16 protein-coding genes are annotated in these 16,130 nt (G+C 70.6%); 7 read left to right on the forward strand and 9 right to left on the reverse strand.

Annotated elements, in window-relative coordinates; all coding sequences use genetic code 11:
* Window positions 1-34 precede the first annotated feature (34 nt).
* The 3 genes from pknB to ACIA5C_RS27980 all read left to right on the forward strand — a co-directional run bounded on the left by pknB (window position 35) and on the right by ACIA5C_RS27980 (window position 4,046).
* Entirely contained in the window at window positions 35-2,005 is a 1,971-nt protein-coding gene (gene pknB, locus ACIA5C_RS27970) for a Stk1 family PASTA domain-containing Ser/Thr kinase (protein WP_396059719.1), read from the forward strand.
* Window positions 1,996-2,862 carry a deoxyribonuclease IV gene (locus tag ACIA5C_RS27975; RefSeq protein ID WP_396059721.1) on the forward strand — a complete coding sequence of 289 codons (867 nt, stop codon included), beginning with the start codon at window positions 1,996-1,998 and terminating at the stop codon, window positions 2,860-2,862. The genes pknB and ACIA5C_RS27975 overlap by 10 nt, the downstream gene beginning before the upstream one ends.
* A gap of 335 nt (window positions 2,863-3,197) precedes the next feature.
* Complete coding sequence (locus ACIA5C_RS27980) at window positions 3,198-4,046, forward strand: hypothetical protein (RefSeq protein WP_396059723.1); 849 nt, start codon at window positions 3,198-3,200, stop codon at window positions 4,044-4,046.
* A 72-nt stretch (window positions 4,047-4,118) separates the two neighbouring features.
* Here ACIA5C_RS27980 and ACIA5C_RS27985 read toward each other — a convergent pair whose 3' ends face one another.
* The 4 genes from ACIA5C_RS27985 to ACIA5C_RS28000 form a co-directional block, all read right to left on the reverse strand.
* Window positions 4,119-4,745, reverse strand: coding sequence for an NADPH-dependent FMN reductase (locus tag ACIA5C_RS27985; RefSeq protein ID WP_396059725.1), 627 nt, complete (start codon window positions 4,743-4,745; stop codon window positions 4,119-4,121).
* Between the two features lie 3 nt (window positions 4,746-4,748).
* Entirely contained in the window at window positions 4,749-5,768 is a 1,020-nt protein-coding gene (locus ACIA5C_RS27990; protein WP_396060601.1) for a threonine aldolase family protein, read from the reverse strand.
* A gap of 13 nt (window positions 5,769-5,781) precedes the next feature.
* Entirely contained in the window at window positions 5,782-7,185 is a 1,404-nt protein-coding gene (locus tag ACIA5C_RS27995) for a class II 3-deoxy-7-phosphoheptulonate synthase (RefSeq protein ID WP_396059727.1), read from the reverse strand.
* 64 nt (window positions 7,186-7,249) lie between these two features.
* Complete coding sequence (locus tag ACIA5C_RS28000) at window positions 7,250-8,692, reverse strand: glycosyl hydrolase family 18 protein (RefSeq protein WP_396059729.1); 1,443 nt, start codon at window positions 8,690-8,692, stop codon at window positions 7,250-7,252.
* A 152-nt stretch (window positions 8,693-8,844) separates the two neighbouring features.
* Here ACIA5C_RS28000 and ACIA5C_RS28005 point away from each other — a divergent pair, with 152 nt between their 5' ends.
* Together ACIA5C_RS28005 and ACIA5C_RS28010 are read left to right on the forward strand one after the other, a co-directional pair.
* Window positions 8,845-9,315, forward strand: coding sequence for a glutathione peroxidase (locus ACIA5C_RS28005; protein WP_396059731.1), 471 nt, complete (start codon window positions 8,845-8,847; stop codon window positions 9,313-9,315).
* 7 nt (window positions 9,316-9,322) lie between these two features.
* Window positions 9,323-10,000 carry a DUF429 domain-containing protein gene (locus tag ACIA5C_RS28010; RefSeq protein WP_396059733.1) on the forward strand — a complete coding sequence of 226 codons (678 nt, stop codon included), beginning with the start codon at window positions 9,323-9,325 and terminating at the stop codon, window positions 9,998-10,000.
* Between the two features lie 19 nt (window positions 10,001-10,019).
* Here ACIA5C_RS28010 and proC read toward each other — a convergent pair whose 3' ends face one another.
* The 4 genes from proC to ACIA5C_RS28030 form a co-directional block, all read right to left on the reverse strand.
* Window positions 10,020-10,832, reverse strand: coding sequence for a pyrroline-5-carboxylate reductase (proC, locus tag ACIA5C_RS28015; RefSeq protein WP_396059735.1), 813 nt, complete (start codon window positions 10,830-10,832; stop codon window positions 10,020-10,022).
* Between the two features lie 72 nt (window positions 10,833-10,904).
* A complete protein-coding gene (locus tag ACIA5C_RS28020) occupies window positions 10,905-11,933 on the reverse strand; it encodes a 6-phosphofructokinase (protein WP_396059737.1) in 1,029 nt (342 codons plus the stop codon).
* A 190-nt stretch (window positions 11,934-12,123) separates the two neighbouring features.
* A complete protein-coding gene (locus ACIA5C_RS28025) occupies window positions 12,124-12,621 on the reverse strand; it encodes a polyadenylate-specific 3'-exoribonuclease AS (protein WP_396059739.1) in 498 nt (165 codons plus the stop codon).
* Window positions 12,622-12,642: 21 nt separating this feature from the next.
* Window positions 12,643-13,497 carry a phosphotransferase enzyme family protein gene (locus tag ACIA5C_RS28030; RefSeq protein ID WP_396059741.1) on the reverse strand — a complete coding sequence of 285 codons (855 nt, stop codon included), beginning with the start codon at window positions 13,495-13,497 and terminating at the stop codon, window positions 12,643-12,645.
* A gap of 243 nt (window positions 13,498-13,740) precedes the next feature.
* Here ACIA5C_RS28030 and ACIA5C_RS28035 point away from each other — a divergent pair, with 243 nt between their 5' ends.
* Window positions 13,741-14,433, forward strand: coding sequence for a Crp/Fnr family transcriptional regulator (locus ACIA5C_RS28035; RefSeq protein ID WP_396059743.1), 693 nt, complete (start codon window positions 13,741-13,743; stop codon window positions 14,431-14,433).
* Here ACIA5C_RS28035 and ACIA5C_RS28040 read toward each other — a convergent pair.
* Entirely contained in the window at window positions 14,384-15,130 is a 747-nt protein-coding gene (locus ACIA5C_RS28040) for a lysophospholipid acyltransferase family protein (RefSeq protein WP_396059745.1), read from the reverse strand. The two genes, ACIA5C_RS28035 and ACIA5C_RS28040, sit on opposite strands and share 50 nt — an antisense overlap.
* A 160-nt stretch (window positions 15,131-15,290) precedes the next feature.
* Here ACIA5C_RS28040 and ACIA5C_RS28045 point away from each other — a divergent pair, with 160 nt between their 5' ends.
* Window positions 15,291-16,127 (forward strand): DUF308 domain-containing protein, encoded by an 837-nt coding sequence (locus ACIA5C_RS28045; RefSeq protein WP_396059747.1) that lies wholly within the window; start codon window positions 15,291-15,293, stop codon window positions 16,125-16,127.
* Window positions 16,128-16,130: the final 3 nt, after the last annotated feature.

The following is a 16,130-nucleotide window of genomic DNA, read 5'->3' on the forward strand; positions in this document are numbered from 1 at the left end:
GCCTCCGCACGAAAGACACATACACTTCACGCCGATGGACACCACAGTCGCCGACACGTTGATCGGCACGACGATTGACAGCCGCTACCGGATCACCGGTCGAGTGGCCCGTGGTGGCATGGCGACCGTTTACACGGCTATCGACGAGAGGCTCGAGCGCACCGTCGCTCTGAAAATCATTCATCCGTCGCAGGCCACGAATGTCCACTTCGTCGACCGTTTCACCGACGAGGCCAAGACGATCGCCCGGCTCACCCACCCCAACGTCGTCGCCGTTTACGATCAGGGCCGCCACCTCGGCCTGCCCTATCTGGTCATGGAGTACGTGCACGGCAAGACCCTGCGCGACGTGCTCACCCAGCGCCGCAAGCTGAGCCCGGTCGAGGCCTGCGCGATCCTCGAGCAGATGCTCGCCGCGATCGCCGCCGCGCACCGGGCGGGCCTGGTCCACCGGGATGTGAAGCCGGAGAACGTGCTGGTCGCCGAGGCGCCCAGCGGCGGCTCCGGCAACCTGGTCGACGCGGTGGTCAAGGTGGCCGACTTCGGGCTCGCCCGCGCGGTCGAGGCCAGCAGCGCCGACAATCCGGGCCAGCTGATGGCGACTGTGGCCTATGTCGCACCCGAACTCGTGACCGACGGCCACGCCGACGCCCGCACCGACGTCTACTCGGCCGGCATCGTGCTGTTCGAGATGCTGACCGGCAAGGTCCCGTTCGACGGCGACGACCCGGTCGAAGTGGCTTGGCAGCACGTCGACAACGACGTGCCGTCCCCGTCGCGGGTCGTGCCCGGGCTGCCGGCGGCCCTCGACGACCTGGTCGCCCGTGCGACCCGCCGCGAGCCGGGCGGCCGCCCGACCGACGCCGGCGCACTGCTGGCCGAGGTGCAGACGGTCAAGGACGATCTCGGCGTACAGAACGCCGAGACCGCGCTGCTGCGCGCGGTGCCCGCGATGCAGCCGACCCGGCACGGGGCGATGGACGCGACCGCGCTGGTCCCGGCGGTCAACGCGACCTCGGTCGAGCAGCGGCCGCCCTGGGCCCGGCTGCCCGAGCAGACGCCCCGACCGCCGCGCCGGGCCGGTTCGACCTTCACCTCGACCGGCAAGCCGCCGGGCGGCGGCCCCAAATACGATCGGCGCCGCATCCTGCTGATGTCGGCGGTCGCGTTGATGGTGCTGGTCGTCATCGGCAGCACCTGGTGGGTCACGATGGGCCGCTACACCGACGCGCCCAACCTGGTCAACATGACCAAGGCCCAGGCCGAGCTCTACGCGCAACAGCACCACTTCGAGCTCTTCTACGCGCAACCGGCCTACAGCGACACGGCGGCCAAGGACTCGGTCATCGACCAGAAACCGAAGGCCGACGACAAGATCGTCAAGGGCGGCACGCTGACCCTCACGCTGTCGCTCGGCCCGGAGCAGTTCCCGGTGCCCAACGACCTGGTCGGTCACGAGCTGTCGGCCGTGCAGGGCGAGCTCGACGGGCTCGGCCTCAAGCTCAAGCAGGGCAAGGCCCAGTACAGCGACACGATCCCCGAGGGCTCGGTCGTGTCGACCGACCCCAAGGCGGGCACCCGGCTCAAGCGCGGCGACACGGTCACGGTCGTGGTCAGTCAGGGCCGGGCGCCGATCAGCGTGCCCGACGAGACCGGCCACAACATCAACCAGGCTCGCGGCGAACTGCAGAACCTGGGGCTCGAGGTCAACGAGAAGTACGTCGACAGCGACCAGCCGGCCGACCAGGTCGTCAGCCAGTCACCCAAGGCCGGCACCGGCGCGTCGCAGAACGACACGATCACCCTCAACGTGAGCAAGGGGCCGCCGCAGGTCGGCATCCCGGACGTACAGAACCAGCCCTGTCAGCAGGCCCAGCAGGTGCTGCAGCAGGCCGGCCTGTCGCCGCAGATCGCCGGCAACCCCAACGCGTTCGCCCACGGCACCAACCCGCCGGCCGGCACCCAGGTGCCCGGGCAGACCCAGGTGCAGCTGCTGTGCTTCTAGACGAGAGGCGCATCGGCTCGCACACCAAGACGGCAGGCGGCCTGGCCAAGGCCGCCCTGCCGTACGTGGACGCGGCCGGCTCCGAGTCGCTGCAGGTCTACGTCTCCAACTCGCGCGGCTGGGCGCTGCCGCCCGGCGACCCCCAGCAGGACACGCTCTTCCGCGACGGCTGCGGCGAGCGGGGCCTGCCGGCCTACGTGCACGCGTCGCTGCTGGTCAACCTGGGGTCGCCGACCGAACTGACGGTCGAGCGGTCGCTGGCCACGCTGGCACATGCGCTGGAGCGCGGCCAGGCGATCGGCGCCACCGCGGTCGTCTTTCACGCCGGCAGTTCGGTCGACGAGGCGCACGCCCCCAAAGCAATGCACCAGCTTCACGAGGGGCTGCTGCCGCTGCTCGACGCGGCGGCCGCCCGCGGGCTGCCCCGGCTGCTGGTCGAGCCGAGCGCCGGTGGCGGCCGCAGCCTCGCCTCCAAAGTTCAAGATCTCGGCCCCTACCTGGCCGCGGTCGAGCAGCACCCCTGGCTGGGCGTCTGCTTCGACACCTGCCACGCCTGGGCGGCCGGCCACGACCTGGCCACGCCCGGCGGCATGACGGCGACGCTCGACGCGCTTATCGAAACGGTCGGGCCGGGCCGGCTCCAGCTGATCCACGCCAACGACTCGAAGGACGACTGCGGCTCGACCCGCGACCGGCACGAGACGATCGGCCAGGGCAAGATCGGCGAGGCGCCGTTCGCCGAGTTGCTGGCCCATCCGGCGACCGCCGGCGTCCCGGTGATCGTCGAGACGCCGACCGAGGAACACGTCGGGCACGCGGCCGACATCGCCCTGCTCAAATCGCTGCGCCGGCCGTAACGCAACTTGCCTCGCCAGATCATGGTCACCACAATGGCGGCGTGCCAGATGTCCCCGCGGACCAGCCCGCCGCCGAACCCGCAGCCCAGCCGCCGGTAGCCCCCGCAGCCCCGGCCGAGGGGGCCACGCCGGTCACTGAGACGCCGGTCACTGCGGTGCCTCCTGCGGAGGCCCCTCCGACGAACGCTCAACCCGCGGTTCCTCCGGCGCCGGGTCCTTTCCCGTACGCGTACGCTCCGCCCCCAACCGCAGCGGGAACGCCCGGCGTGCCGCCCGGGGGTTATGCCCCGCCACCCGGGGGCTATCCGGCACCGCCCGGGGGCTACGCCCCGCCCGTGGGCCATCCGGCCCCGCCCGCCGGCAGCTATCCCCCGCCCGGGAGTTACGCGCCGCCCGAGGGCTATCAGGCACCGCCCGCCGGCAGCTATCCGCCGCCGAGCGGATGGCCCGGCAACCCGGGGGCCTGGCCCGCCGGGCCGGTACCGCCGCAGAAGCCGAAGGTCTCCCGCGCCGCCCTGATCGTCACCATCGTCGCGATCGTCGTGGTGCTCGCCTGCCTCGGGTTCGGCACCGCCGTCTTCTTCGCGCTCCGCCACGACGACAGCCTCGACCGCGCCGAGGGCGGCCCCGGCACCTCACCGACCGCCGGCCCGGCCGGCCGGGCGACCGACGAGCCGGGCTCCCCGAACGACACCCACGACGGCGCCATCGCGGACTACATCATCGACGCTCCGGCCGGGACCCACCCGTGGGCCGGCGCCCGGGCCGACGAGGCCCTCGACCTGACCGGGGCCGCGGCCAACTTCGCCGACCCGTCCGACGGCAAGCTGGTGCTGGAGCGCTACCACTTCAAGGACGGCTACGCCCGGCGCTGGGTCGACGACCACGGCAACTACATCACCGTGCGGGTCCTCCGCTTCGCGAGCCCGGGCGACGGCGACAACTTCACCAACTTCTACATCGACGCCAACCAGGGCACCGGCTGGGGCGATCCGCAGCCGGTGCCGGGCCTCGACACGGCGGCCGGTTTCGTGCAGCCCAAGCCGGCCAAGAGCGGTTTCCAGCGTTCGCTGGCCGTGGGCGACGCGGGTGACATCGTGGCGGTCGTGCTCGCCGACCAGGCGCCGCCGGCCAGCGCGACGGTGCCGGACACTCAGCTGGTCGACGAGTTCGACCTGTTGTAGAAGAGGCCGATCACGCGGGAGCGAGGCATCGGCTGGGCCATGCCGCATCCCCTCCCGGTCGGCAGACGGGACCTAGAACGGGCGGCGCGGGCGGAAGGTCGGCCGGTCGCCCTCGCGGGTCAGGGTCGGGAACAGGCTCGAGTTGATCTGCCAGGACGGCGCCTGGCTGGTCTGCACCTGGGTCAGGATGCGGGTCAGCGTCTGCAGCATGTCGCCCAGCGCCTGGTGCAGCTGCGCGTCGCTGACCATGCCCTGGCCGTCGACCGCGTGCGGCATCAGCGGGATGCGCTGGCAGGCCGCGTGCAGCAGCCGGGCGTTGCAGTGGGCGAGCACGGTCTCGAGCGCGACCCGGGCGCTCTCGTCCTGGCCGGGGGTCGCGACCGACAGCCAGGCGACCGGTTTGCCGCCCAGGTCGCCGCCGGCCACGACGTGGTCGAGCAGGTTTTTGAGGCTGCCCGGTAGCGACCCGGCGTATTCGGGGGTGCAGAACAGCACCGCGTCGGCGGCCGCGATCCGTTCGCGTACGGCCAGGGCGGCCGCCGGTGCGGCCTCGCCCGGTACGAAGGCGGGCAGGTGCCGGAGCCCGTCGTAGACCTCGGCCACGACCCCGGGCGGCGCCAGCCGGACCGCCGTACGCAGAGCGGAGGTCTGCAGCGACGACTCGGCGGTGCTGCCCGAGATCATGAGAAGGCGTGTCATGGCCTAGGAAAGTAGCCGAACGAGGACCTCGATCGCCCTGTCGACCGCCGCGTCGTCGAGGTCGAGGTGCGTGACCAGGCGGGCGACCTGCGGCAGCATCGGCGAGATGTAGACGCCCTCGGCGGCCGCCGCCGCGGTCAGCCCGGCCGCGTCGAACGAGGTCTTGGAGAGGTCGAGGGGCACGAGGTTGGTGCGTACGAGCGAGGGGTCGACGACGCCGAGCGGCGCCAGCGACGAAGCGATCCGGTGGGCGCGGGCGTGGTCCTCGGCCAGTCGCTCGATGTTGTGGTCGAGCGCGTAGAGGCCGGCCGCGGCCAGGATGCCGACCTGGCGCATGCCGCCGCCCATGCGTTTGCGCAGGATGCGGGCCCGGGCGATCTTTTCCGCGCTGCCGATCACCAGCGAGCCGACCGGCGCGCCGAGGCCCTTGGAGAGGCAGACCGACATGGTGTCGAACAGCCCGCCGTACTCGTTGAACGGCACGCCGTCGGCGACGTGCGCGTGCCAGATGCGGGCGCCGTCGCAGTGCAGGGCCACCCCGGCGGCCCGGGTGACGTCGCGCAGGGCCTGCAGCGTGGCCAGCGGCACCACGCCGCCGCCGCCCAGGTTGTGGGTCTGCTCGACCGCGACCGCATGGGTGGCCACCGTGTAGCCGCCGGGGCCGCGGAACATCGCGCCGATCGCCTCGGGGTCGAGGTCGGCGCCGACCGAGCCCCACGTGCGGGACGAGATGCCGCCGATCGCCGCGGCCGCGCCCATCTCGTACACCAGGACGTGCGCGTCGGCGCCGGCCAGCAGCTCGCCGCCCGGCTGCACCACCAGCTGGAGCGCGATCTGGTTGGCCATCGTGCCGGACGGGGCGAACAGCGCCGCCTCGTGCCCGAACATCTCGGCCACGCGGGTTTCCAAGGCGAGAACGGTCGGGTCGTCGCCGAAGACGTCGTCGCCGACTTCCGCTTCAGCGATCGCCTGGCGCATCCCCTTGGAGGGGCGGGTGACGGTGTCGGAACGAAGGTCGGCCAGGTAGGAACGGGGGTCAGCCACGAAGCATCTCCGCAACGAGGAACGCGAGCTCGAGGCTCTGCTGGGTGTTGAGGCGCGGGTCGCAGGCGGTCTCGTAGCGGCCCGGGAGATCGAGGTCGGCGATGCCCTGGGCGCCGCCGAGGCACTCGGTGACGTCCTCGCCGGTGAGCTCGATGTGGATGCCGCCGGGGTGGGTGCCGAGGTTGCGGTGCACCTCGAAGTAGCCCAGCACCTCGTCGACGATGCGGTCGAAGTGCCGGGTCTTGTAGCCGTTGGACGACTCGTGGGTGTTGCCGTGCATCGGGTCGCACTGCCAGACGACCTTGGCGCCGGAGGCGTGCACCTTTTCGACCAGGGGCGGTAGGGCGTCGCGGACCTTGCCGTTGCCCATCCGGCTGATCAGGGTGAGCCGGCCCGGGATGTTCTGCGGGTTGAGCTTCTCGCACAGCTCGAGCGCGGTCTCGGGTGAGGTGCCGGGTCCTAGTTTGACCCCGATCGGGTTGGCGATCCGGCTGATGAAGTCGATGTGCGCGCTGTCCAGCTGGCGGGTGCGTTCGCCCACCCAGAGGAAGTGGCCGCTCAGGCCGTACGCCTTGCCGTCGCTCACCCGGGTGAGCGCGCGGTCGTATTCGAGCGCGAGCGCCTCGTGCGAGCAGTAGAGGCTGACCGTCCGCAATGCCTCGCTGTCGGTCATGCCGCAGGCCCGGATGAAGTCGAGGGCCCGGTCGATCTCGCGGGCGATCGCCTCGTAGCGCTCGCCGGCCGGCGAGGCCCGCACGAAGTCCTTGTTCCAGTCGTGCAGCCCGTTCAGGTCGGCCAGGCCACCCGCCAGGTAGGCCCGCAGCATGTTCATCGCGGCGGCCGAGTTGGCGTACGCCCGGATCATGCGCTGCGGGTCGGCGACGCGGGCCGTCTCGTCGGCGTCCAGCGAGTTGATCATGTCGCCGCGGTAGGCCGGCAGGCCCAGCGAGTCGAGCGGCGCCGAACGGGGCTTCGTGTACTGCCCCGCGGCCCGGGCGACCTTGATCACCGGCATCGAGGCGCCGTACGTCAGGACGACCGCCATCTGCAGCAGCGTGCGCGCGTTGGCCAGCAGGTGGGCCTCGGTGTTGTCGGCGAAGGTCTCGGCGCAGTCGCCGCCCTGGAGCAGGAACGCGCGGCCCTCGCACACCTCGGCCAGCCGCACCCGCAGCTGGTCGACCTCGTAGGGCGCGACGATCGACGGGACGCTGTCGAGGACTTTGCAGACCGAGGCGACCTCGTCCATGTCGGGCCACGGGGGCATCTGCACCCGTGGCAGGTCACGCCACCGGTCGAGGCCGAGCGCAGCGTCCTCGGCCGAGTCGGTGGACGGTCGGGAGGTCTGCAACGCCGGATTTGCGACACCCGGGTAGCTGAGCTGATGCCACTCTCGCATGCTTACGAGCGTACGGAAGGGGGCACCGGCCCTGATGGCCGGTGCCCCCGCGTCCCAGAATTTTCTACAGGTTGTTCTTGATCGCGGAGATCAGCTCGCCGTTGCTGGTGTCGCCGGAGAACTCCCAGAAGAAGGCGCCGCCGAGCCCCTGCTGCTTCACGTAGCTCATCTTGCCGGCGACCGTCGACGGGGTGTCGTAGCTCCACCAGTTGTTGCCGCAGAACGCGTACGCCGTCCCGCCGACCGTGCCGGTGGCCGGGCAGGTGTTCTTGAGGACCTTGTAGTCCTCGATGCCCGCCTCGTAGGTGCCCGGTGCCGCACCGGTCGCCGACCCTCCGGGCGCCGACTGCGTGACGCCGGTCCAGCCCCGGCCGTAGAAGCCGATGCCGAGCAGCATCTTGCTGGCGGGTACGCCCTTGCTCTTCAGCTTCTGGATCGCCGCGTCGGAGTAGAACCCGGCGGTCGGGATGCCGCTGTAGGAGTTGAGGGGCGAGTGCGGGGCGGTCGGGCCCTGCGGGGCGAAGGCGCCGAAGTAGTCGTACGTCATCGGGAAGACCAGGTTGAGCTTCTGGATGCCCGAGGCGTAGTCGGCCACGTCGAGCTTGCCGCCGTTGGAGCCGTCGGCCGAGATCGCCGAGGTGATCAGGAACGACGAGCCGAACTTGTTGCGCAGCGCCGTGATCACGTTGTTGTACGCGTTCGGGCCCGAGCTGTCGCACTGCAGGCCGCAGGCGTTCGGGTACTCCCAGTCGATGTCGATGCCGTCGAAGACGTCCGACCAGCGCGGGTCTTTGATCAGGTTGTAGCAGCTGTTGGCGAACGCGGTCGGGTTGGCCGCCGCCTGGGTGAACCCGGACGACCACGTCCAGCCGCCGAACGACCAGATGACCTTGATGTTGGGGTACTGCTTCTTGAGTTTGCGCAGCTGGTTGAAGCTGCCGCGCAGGGCGCCCGCGTCCCACGAGTCGGCGACGCCGTCCACGCTGTTGGCGGTCGTGTAGGCCTGGTCGTAGTCGGCGTACGAGTCACCGATCGAGCACTGCCCGCCGGTGGTGTTGCCGAACGCGTACAGGATGTGCGTGAGCTTGCTCGCCGAACCGGACGTGACCAGGTTCTTCACGAAGTACTGACGGGCGTAGACGCCCCACTCCGCGAAGTAACCGACCACATTTTTGCCGGAGCTACCACTGGTGGGAGGAGTGGTGGTCGGAGCTGTCGTGGGGGGCGTCGTGGTAGGAGGCGTCGTGGTTCCGCCGCCGCAGGTACCGGCGTCGGTCCATACGTCCCATTGGGCGCTGTGGGTGGCGGGCGGCTCGTTCTGGGTCCACCACTTGGCGGTGTAGTTGTGTCCGTTCTGGGAGGCACTGTTGCCCTGCACATAGGTGGCAGTCGAAGACCACGCTGGGGCACAGGCCGTCGCGGCCGATGCCTGGACCGCGGGGATCATGGCGGTGGAGGCCACCACGACCGCCCCGGCCCAGAGGGCGCGCCGGAGGGATTTCTGCACGTCAGTCTCCTCGTGAACAGTTAGGAAAGTTTCCAAAAAGTTCGTGAGAGAGACGGTAGTCACATGTATTCACAGTCGTCAAGATGTTCATGACTGCGGCGACCGAACGTGACGGGGTGCACACGAACGGACACAGCGCGTAGGCTGCCGTCATGACCGTCTTCGACGTCGACATTGACGCTCTCACCGGTGGCTCGGCTCGGCTCGACCAGCACCGCGGCACCGCCGTGCTGGTCGTCAACGTGGCCAGCAAGTGCGGCATGACCCCCCAATACGCCGGTCTGCAGGCCCTCTGGGCGGCCCGTCGCGACCGTGGACTGACGGTGCTCGGCGTGCCCTGCAACCAGTTCGGCGATCAGGAACCGGGGTCGTCCATCGAGATCGGCGAGTTCTGCGCAGTCAGCTACGGCGTCACATTTCCCCTGACAGCCAAGGTCGAGGTCAACGGACCCGGCCGGCACCCGCTCTATCGTGAACTCGTCGGCGACGGCGGCGACATCCAGTGGAACTTCGAGAAGTTCCTGGTCGCGCCGGACGGTCAGGTGGCCTACCGGTTCGAGCCGGGGGTGTCACCGGACGATCCGGAACTGGTCGCGGCCGTCGAGAAGCTGCTCCCCCGCTGAGCCAGCGATGAGCATCCACGTGATCGGGGTCGATGCGTACGCGCTCGGCTGGGTCGGGGTCGAACTGCGGGACGGCGTGTTCGGGCGGGCGGTGCTCGCCTCCTCGCTCTACGAGATCGTCGCCGGAGGTTCCGGGGCCGCCGTGATCGGCGTGGACATTCCCCTCGGGATGCTGCCGGACAAGTGGCGCGCCGCCGACACGCTGGCCGCCGACCAACTCGGACCCCGCCGCGGCAGCGTCTTCCGGGTGCCGCCGCGCGCGGTCTGGCAGGAGGCCGACTTCGCCGCCGCCAACCGCGTCTGCCGCGAACTCACCGGGGCCGGCCTCAGCCGGCAGTCGTGGGCCCTACGGCCCAAACTGCTCGAGGCCAACGCGATCTGGGAACGTCACCCCGGCCTCCTCTTCGAAGCACACCCCGAGGTCAGCTTCCGCACGATGGCGGGCGAGCCGCTGGCGTACGCGAAGAAGACGTGGACCGGTCAGGCCAGGCGCCGTGAACTGCTCGCCAAGAACGGCATCGTGCTGCCCGACCACATCGGACCGGCCGGGCAGGCCCCGCCCGACGACATCCTGGACGCGGCCGCGGTCGCCTGGACGGCCCACCGGATGGCGACCGGGGCGGCGCTGAGCCACCCCGACCCGCCCGAGGAGGACAACGGGGCGAAGATCGCGATCTGGTATTAGCCCATCAGACCGCCCGTTCTTACTTGAGTTCGGAAGCGATCTGGCGCGCCCGGTCGCGGGCCGCCTCGAGGGCGGTCATCATCGCGCCGCGCACGCCGTGGTTTTCCAGCTCGCGGATCGCCGAGACGGTGGTGCCGCCGGGCGAGGACACCGCCTGCCGCAGCGTGACCGGCTCGTCGCCGGAGTCGCGCAGCATCGCCGCCGCGCCGGCCGCGGTCTGCACGACCAGCTCCCGGGCCACCGCGTGGGGCAGGCCGAGCAGAACGCCCGCGTCGATCATCGCCTCGGCCAGGAAGTAGAAGTAGGCCGGGCCGGAACCGGAGAGCGCGGTGACCGCGTCCTGCTGCGACTCGGGCACCCGCATCGTGGCGCCCAGCGGCCGGAAGATCTCCTCGGTCAGCGCCAGGTGCTCCTCGGTCACGTACGGCCCGGGCGAGATCACGGTCATCGCCTGGTCGACCTTGGCCGGGGTGTTGGTCATGACCCGGACGACCGGGATGCCACCGGGCAGCCGCTCGGTGAAGAAGCTGGTCGGCAGCCCGGCACAGAGCGAGACCACGAGCTTGTCCGGCGGCACCTTCATGCCGAAGTCGTCGAGCAGCGCGCCCGCGTCCTGCGGCTTGACCGCGATCAGCAGCACGTCGGCCTGGGTGACCGCGGTCAGGTTGAGCACCGGGCGGATGCCGTAGCGCTCGGCCAGCTCGGTCGCCCGCTCGGTGCGCCGGGTGGTGGCCAGAACCGCCTGGGGCGGCCAGCCGGCCCGCAACAGGCCGGAGAGGACGAGCTCGCCGAGCTTGCCCGCGCCGATCACGGCGACACTGCTCTTGGTCATCTCGCCCCTTCGAAAAAAATGAGGGCGGCCGTCGGCCGCCCTCAAAGAAACGTCGCCTCAGCTCCCACTGAGTCAGCTACCGAAGAAAACCTCGGCCTCTTCGTAGCGGGAGAGCGGAACGGTCTTCAGCTCGCCGGTGCCCTCGATCAGCGGCACGCGCACGATGTCGGTGCCCCGCAGCGCCATCATCTTACCGAAATCGCCCTCGTGGACGGCGTCAATCGCCTGGAGGCCGAAGCGGGTGGCGAGCACCCGGTCGAATGCGGTCGGGGTGCCACCGCGCTGGATGTGGCCGAGCACGACCGTGCGGGCCTCCTTGCCGGTCTTGTCCTCCAGCTGCTCGGCCAGCCACTGGCCGATGCCGCCCAGGCGGACGTGACCGAACGAGTCGAGCTCCTGGTTGCGCGTGACCATCTGGCCCTCGAGCGGCTGCGCGCCCTCGGCAACCACGACGATCGGCGCGTACTCGACCTGGAAGCGCTTGGTCACGTACGTCGCGACCTGCTCGACGTCGAAGTTGCGCTCCGGCAGCAGGATCACGTTGGCGCCACCGGCCAGGCCGGCGTGCAGGGCGATCCAGCCGGCGTGCCGGCCCATGACCTCGACGACCAGCGTGCGGTGGTGCGACTCGGCGGTGGTGTGCAGCCGGTCGATGGCCTCCATCGCGATGTTGACCGCGGTGTCGAAGCCGAACGTGAAGTCGGTGGCGTTGAGGTCGTTGTCGATCGTCTTCGGCACGCCGACCACGTTGACGCCGAGGTCGTTGAGCTTGGTGGCGACACCCAGGGTGTCCTCGCCGCCGATCGCGACCAGCGCGTCGACGCCCTGCTCGGCCAGGTTGGCCTTGATGCGGTCGACACCCCCGTCGATCTTGAACGGGTTGGTCCGCGAGGAGCCGAGGATGGTGCCGCCGCGCGGCAGGATGCCGCGAACCTCCGCGATGCCGAGCGGCTTCGACAGACCCTCGAGCGGGCCCTTCCAGCCGTCGCGGAAGCCGACGAACTCGTGACCGTACGCGGCGACGCCCTTGCGGACCACCGCCCGGATCACCGCGTTGAGACCGGGGCAGTCGCCGCCGCCGGTGAGCACGCCGATGCGCATGTTTGCTCGTCCTCCCTGATCGGGTTGCGAGAGAAGCAGAAAGCCCGTCGAGCCCCAGGGAGTGCCTGAGTTTCTTCGAACCCGGTCGGCAGCGCTGCCGGGCCCGGGGCGGGCGCACGCCGCACTTTAGTCGGCGGCGCGGGCGCGGACGAAAGCACCTCCCCCTACCGGGTCAGCCTAAACGCACCGCCTACGCCCTGTTCGGCGAAAGCACGTTCCAGCGGGCCAGGTTGTGCCGGGCGTCGACCAGCGCGTCGTGCCGGCCGGCCATGGTGGGCAGCTTGGGGCGGCCGCGGTCGTCCCACAGCTGGCGCAGGTCCTTGGTGAAACGCGGGATCTCGCGGGGCAGCGCCGGCATCGCGCCCCACAGCTGGGCGAGCGCGACGTGGTCGTACGCCGCGTACCAGGCCCAGAGCTCGATCTCCTCGTTGCGCCCGCGGACCGGCTCCATGAGGAAGTCGTACAGGTCGTTGCGGATGCGCTCACGGGAACGCCACGCCTTGTCACCGGGCGACGGCAGCTTCTCGAGCACGTTGCGGCGGACCCACGGGATCGCCCGGGAGTCGTCGAACTCGGTGCTGATCGCGTAGAACTCGCGACCGTTCTCGTCGACCACGCCGATCGACACGAGGTCGACCAGGCGGCCGTCCTCGATGAACTCGCAGTCGTAGAAATAGCGGTATGGCATCGCCCTAGAACCTACCCATGGTCAACCGGCCGCCGACTCCAGGGCCCGCCGCGCGGTCCTCAGCGCCTCCTCGCAGCCGTGCCGGGCGGCGTGGAAGGCCCGCACCGCCCAGCCGAGCCGCAGCAGCACCGGCAGGGCCGCCTCGAGCTCGTCCGCGCCGACCGGGCCGGCGGCCAGGTAGCCGTCGATCAGCTCGGCCGCCCGCTCGGTGCCGCCGGCGTAGACGATCGCCGCCGCCACGTCGTAGACCAGCGGGCCGGTGCCGCTCGCCCCGCAGTCGAGCAGTCCCGCCTTCCCGGTCGCCGGGTCGACCACGAAGGTGCCCGGCGCCGGGTCACCGAGCAGTACGCCGTACGTCAGCCGGTCGGTGACGGTCAGCCGCGTCGTGGCGGTCATCGCGCCGGTCACCGCCTCGCGCAGCCAGGGTTCCCGGGCCAGGTGCGGCGCATCGACGTCGAGCGCCTCCCACCGCCGCAGCCCGGCGTGGTGGAAACCCTGCAGCGCCCGGTGCACCGCGCCCAGCCGGTCGCCCCACCACTGCTGGTCGACCGGGTCGCCGCCGTCGAGCCGCCGGCCGGGCACCCGGCGCAGCACCGCCAGCAGGCCCTCCTCGGTCCCTACGGTCAGCTTGCCGTCGAGTGTCCGCACCGGATCTCCGGCCGCGATGCCCCGGCCGCGCAGGTGACCGGCGGCGGCCAGGCCGGCCTCGACCGGACGGCGCATCCCCCGGTCGCGGAGCCGGCAGACGTACCGGTCGTCGCCGACGGTCACCTCCCAGGCACGGGAGAGCAGGGTGCCCCGCAGGGCGGTGATCTCCTGCGGGACGAGATGCCACTCATCGCGCAGAGTCGATCGAACGAGGTCGTCATCCGGCACGAGCCGGATTATCGCGGGCCTTCAGGCCAAATGCGACGGACAGTCTGGGTGACAATCACGCAAGGCGATGGAACGGTTTACAGATAGCCACGATCGCGACATGATCGTACGAGCCGTTCCGGTTACCGGGCCTGGAAAATAGCGCCCGGAGCTTGCTTCGTGCTAATAGTGATCGTTCGCGTCGTGGGGCCGGCGCCGGCTGGGTCGTCGACGCGAGTCCCCACCGGGGGAGGGATAGCGGCCGTGGACCATCGTCTGCCGAACGACGGCGACGCGCTCAACGGCGTGGAGATGTTCGCCGGGCTGGAGCCCGACGTCCGGCAGCGGGTCATCGCCACGGCCGTTCCGCGTAACTACCGCAAGGGTCAGATCCTCTTCGTCGAACATGACCCCGGCGAGTCACTCATCATCCTCAAGCGGGGCGCGGTCGCGATCTTCCGCACCGCACCGACCGGCGAGCGAGCCGTGCTCACCGTCGTGCGGCCACCGGACGTGCTCGGCGAGGTGTCCCTGTTGGACGCCTCGACCCGGAGCACCTCGGCCGAGGCCATCGAGGACTGCCAGGCCCTCACACTGTCGCGGGCCGCGTTCATGGATCTCGTGCATTCCAATCCGCGGATCCTCGACGCGGTGATGCGCTCGGTCGGCGCGCTGATCCGGCGGCTCACCGAGCAGAACACCGATCACGTCTTCCTCGACCTGCCCGGCCGGGTCGCCAAGACGCTGGTGCGCCTGGCCGGCGAGAGCCAGGCCCCGATGATCACGATCGAGCTCAATCAGAGTCAGCTGGCCGAGATGGCCGGCGGCTCCCGGCAGAGCGTCAACCAGGCGATCGGCTCGTTCGCCAGCCGGGGCTGGCTGCGCACCGAGGGCCGCCGGATCGTGGTCACCGACCTGCAGGCGCTACGCCGACGGGCGGGGATGGCTGTTTCCTGACCTCCGGCTTCTTGACGGCATAGACGTCGACATATGGACGTCCGGTCATCGTCATCAGCTCGTACATGATCTCGTCGGTGATGGTGCGTTCGACGAACCGGTCGCCGCGCGATCCCTCTTGTCGCCCTTCGGGTTGTGGCCGGGCAGCGTAGCGGGAGAAGTCCAGCGGGGCGCCGAACCGCAGGCGCACCCGCTTGACCTTGGGCACGAGGGTGCCGGTGAGCTGGATCTCGTCGGTGTTGAGCAGCGCGACCGGCACCACTACGGCACCGCTCTCGAGGGCCAGCCGGGCCACACCGGTCTTACCGCGATAGAGGCGGCCGTCGGGCGACCGGGTGCCCTCGGGGTAGATGCCGGCGATGCCGCCCTCGCGCAGCACTCTCAGCAGGGTGTCGAGGGCCGCCTGGGCGGCCTGCCCACCCGAGCGGTCGACCGGGATCGTCCCGGTGGCGAGGAAGAACCGCCGCATCAGACGGCCTTTGATCCCCTGGCCGGTGAAGTACTCCGCTTTCGCGACGAACGTCACCCTGCGGGCGACCAGAAGCGGTGTGAAGATCGAGTCGGAGAACGATAGGTGATTGCAGGCGAGGATCACCGGCCCGGTGGCGGGCACGTTGGCCAGGCCCTGCACGTCGGGGCGGAACAGCAGTCTCAGCAGGGGTCCGAGAACCACGTACTTCAGCAGCCAGTAGAACACGGTGTCCTTTCCGGGACTTCCGGGACATCAGGCGCAAACGGACGGGACATCGGGTGGGAAGGGAAGCGTACGGAGCGGGACGGCGCGCCACAACGCACTCCCGTAACCGGCACCTGTCGTGTCACCATTCAAGGCACGGTTGGCGAGGGAGTGTGCAGGGGTGACAGCGGGTGGTGCCCGTCGCGGGCGGCGGGACAACGGGATCGACGCGGCCGACTACGCGGTCGCGGGTGACGTCGATCCGCGCATCGGCGAGCACCTTCTTGACGTGCTCGGGGCCAGCGGCATCGCGGCCTACCTTCAGCCGACGGCCGATCTCAACCCGATCCTGCGCGCCACCACCCTGCCCGCCCGGCCCACCGACCGGCTCTACGTCGATCGGACCCAGCTCCAGACCGCGCGCGAGTTCCTCCACAAGGCCACCGGCGGCGAGCTGCCGACTCCGCCACCGCCACCGCCACCGGCCGATCCCACCGCCGCCCCCGCGGCCCCCCAGGCCGAGGTCGACGCCGCCTGGGCCGAGATCATCGCCGGCTTCCACACCGCGCCCGACCCGACCGCCGCCACGCCGTGGCCGGCCGCCGAGAGCATCGAGGACGGGCCGGCCAAGCCGCCGCCCGCGCCGCCGCGCCTGCAGTCGGCGGCCGACTTCTCGGGCATCACGCTCAACCGCCGGCGCACCGACCAGCCCGACCCGCCGTCCCTGCTCGACGGCCTCGACGAGCTCGACGGCATCGAGGGCGGCGAGGACGACGAGCGTTATGTCCCGCCGCCACCCCCGCCGCTCCCCCGCATCTCGAAGTACGCGGTGATGGGCCTCCTCGGCGTGGTGGTCGGCTTCGTGCTGTTCCTCTTCCCGGACCTGCTGCCGATCGACCGCGACTACGTGACCCTGCTCGGCTTCGCGGCGATCGTCTCCGGTGCCGTGATGCTGGTCTGGCGACTTCGATCGGGTGACGACGAGGACGACGACTTCGACGACGGTGCGGTCGTATAGATC

The sequence above is a fragment of the Actinoplanes sp. NPDC051343 genome, from assembly GCF_044455125.1.
Taxonomy (GTDB): domain Bacteria; phylum Actinomycetota; class Actinomycetes; order Mycobacteriales; family Micromonosporaceae; genus Actinoplanes.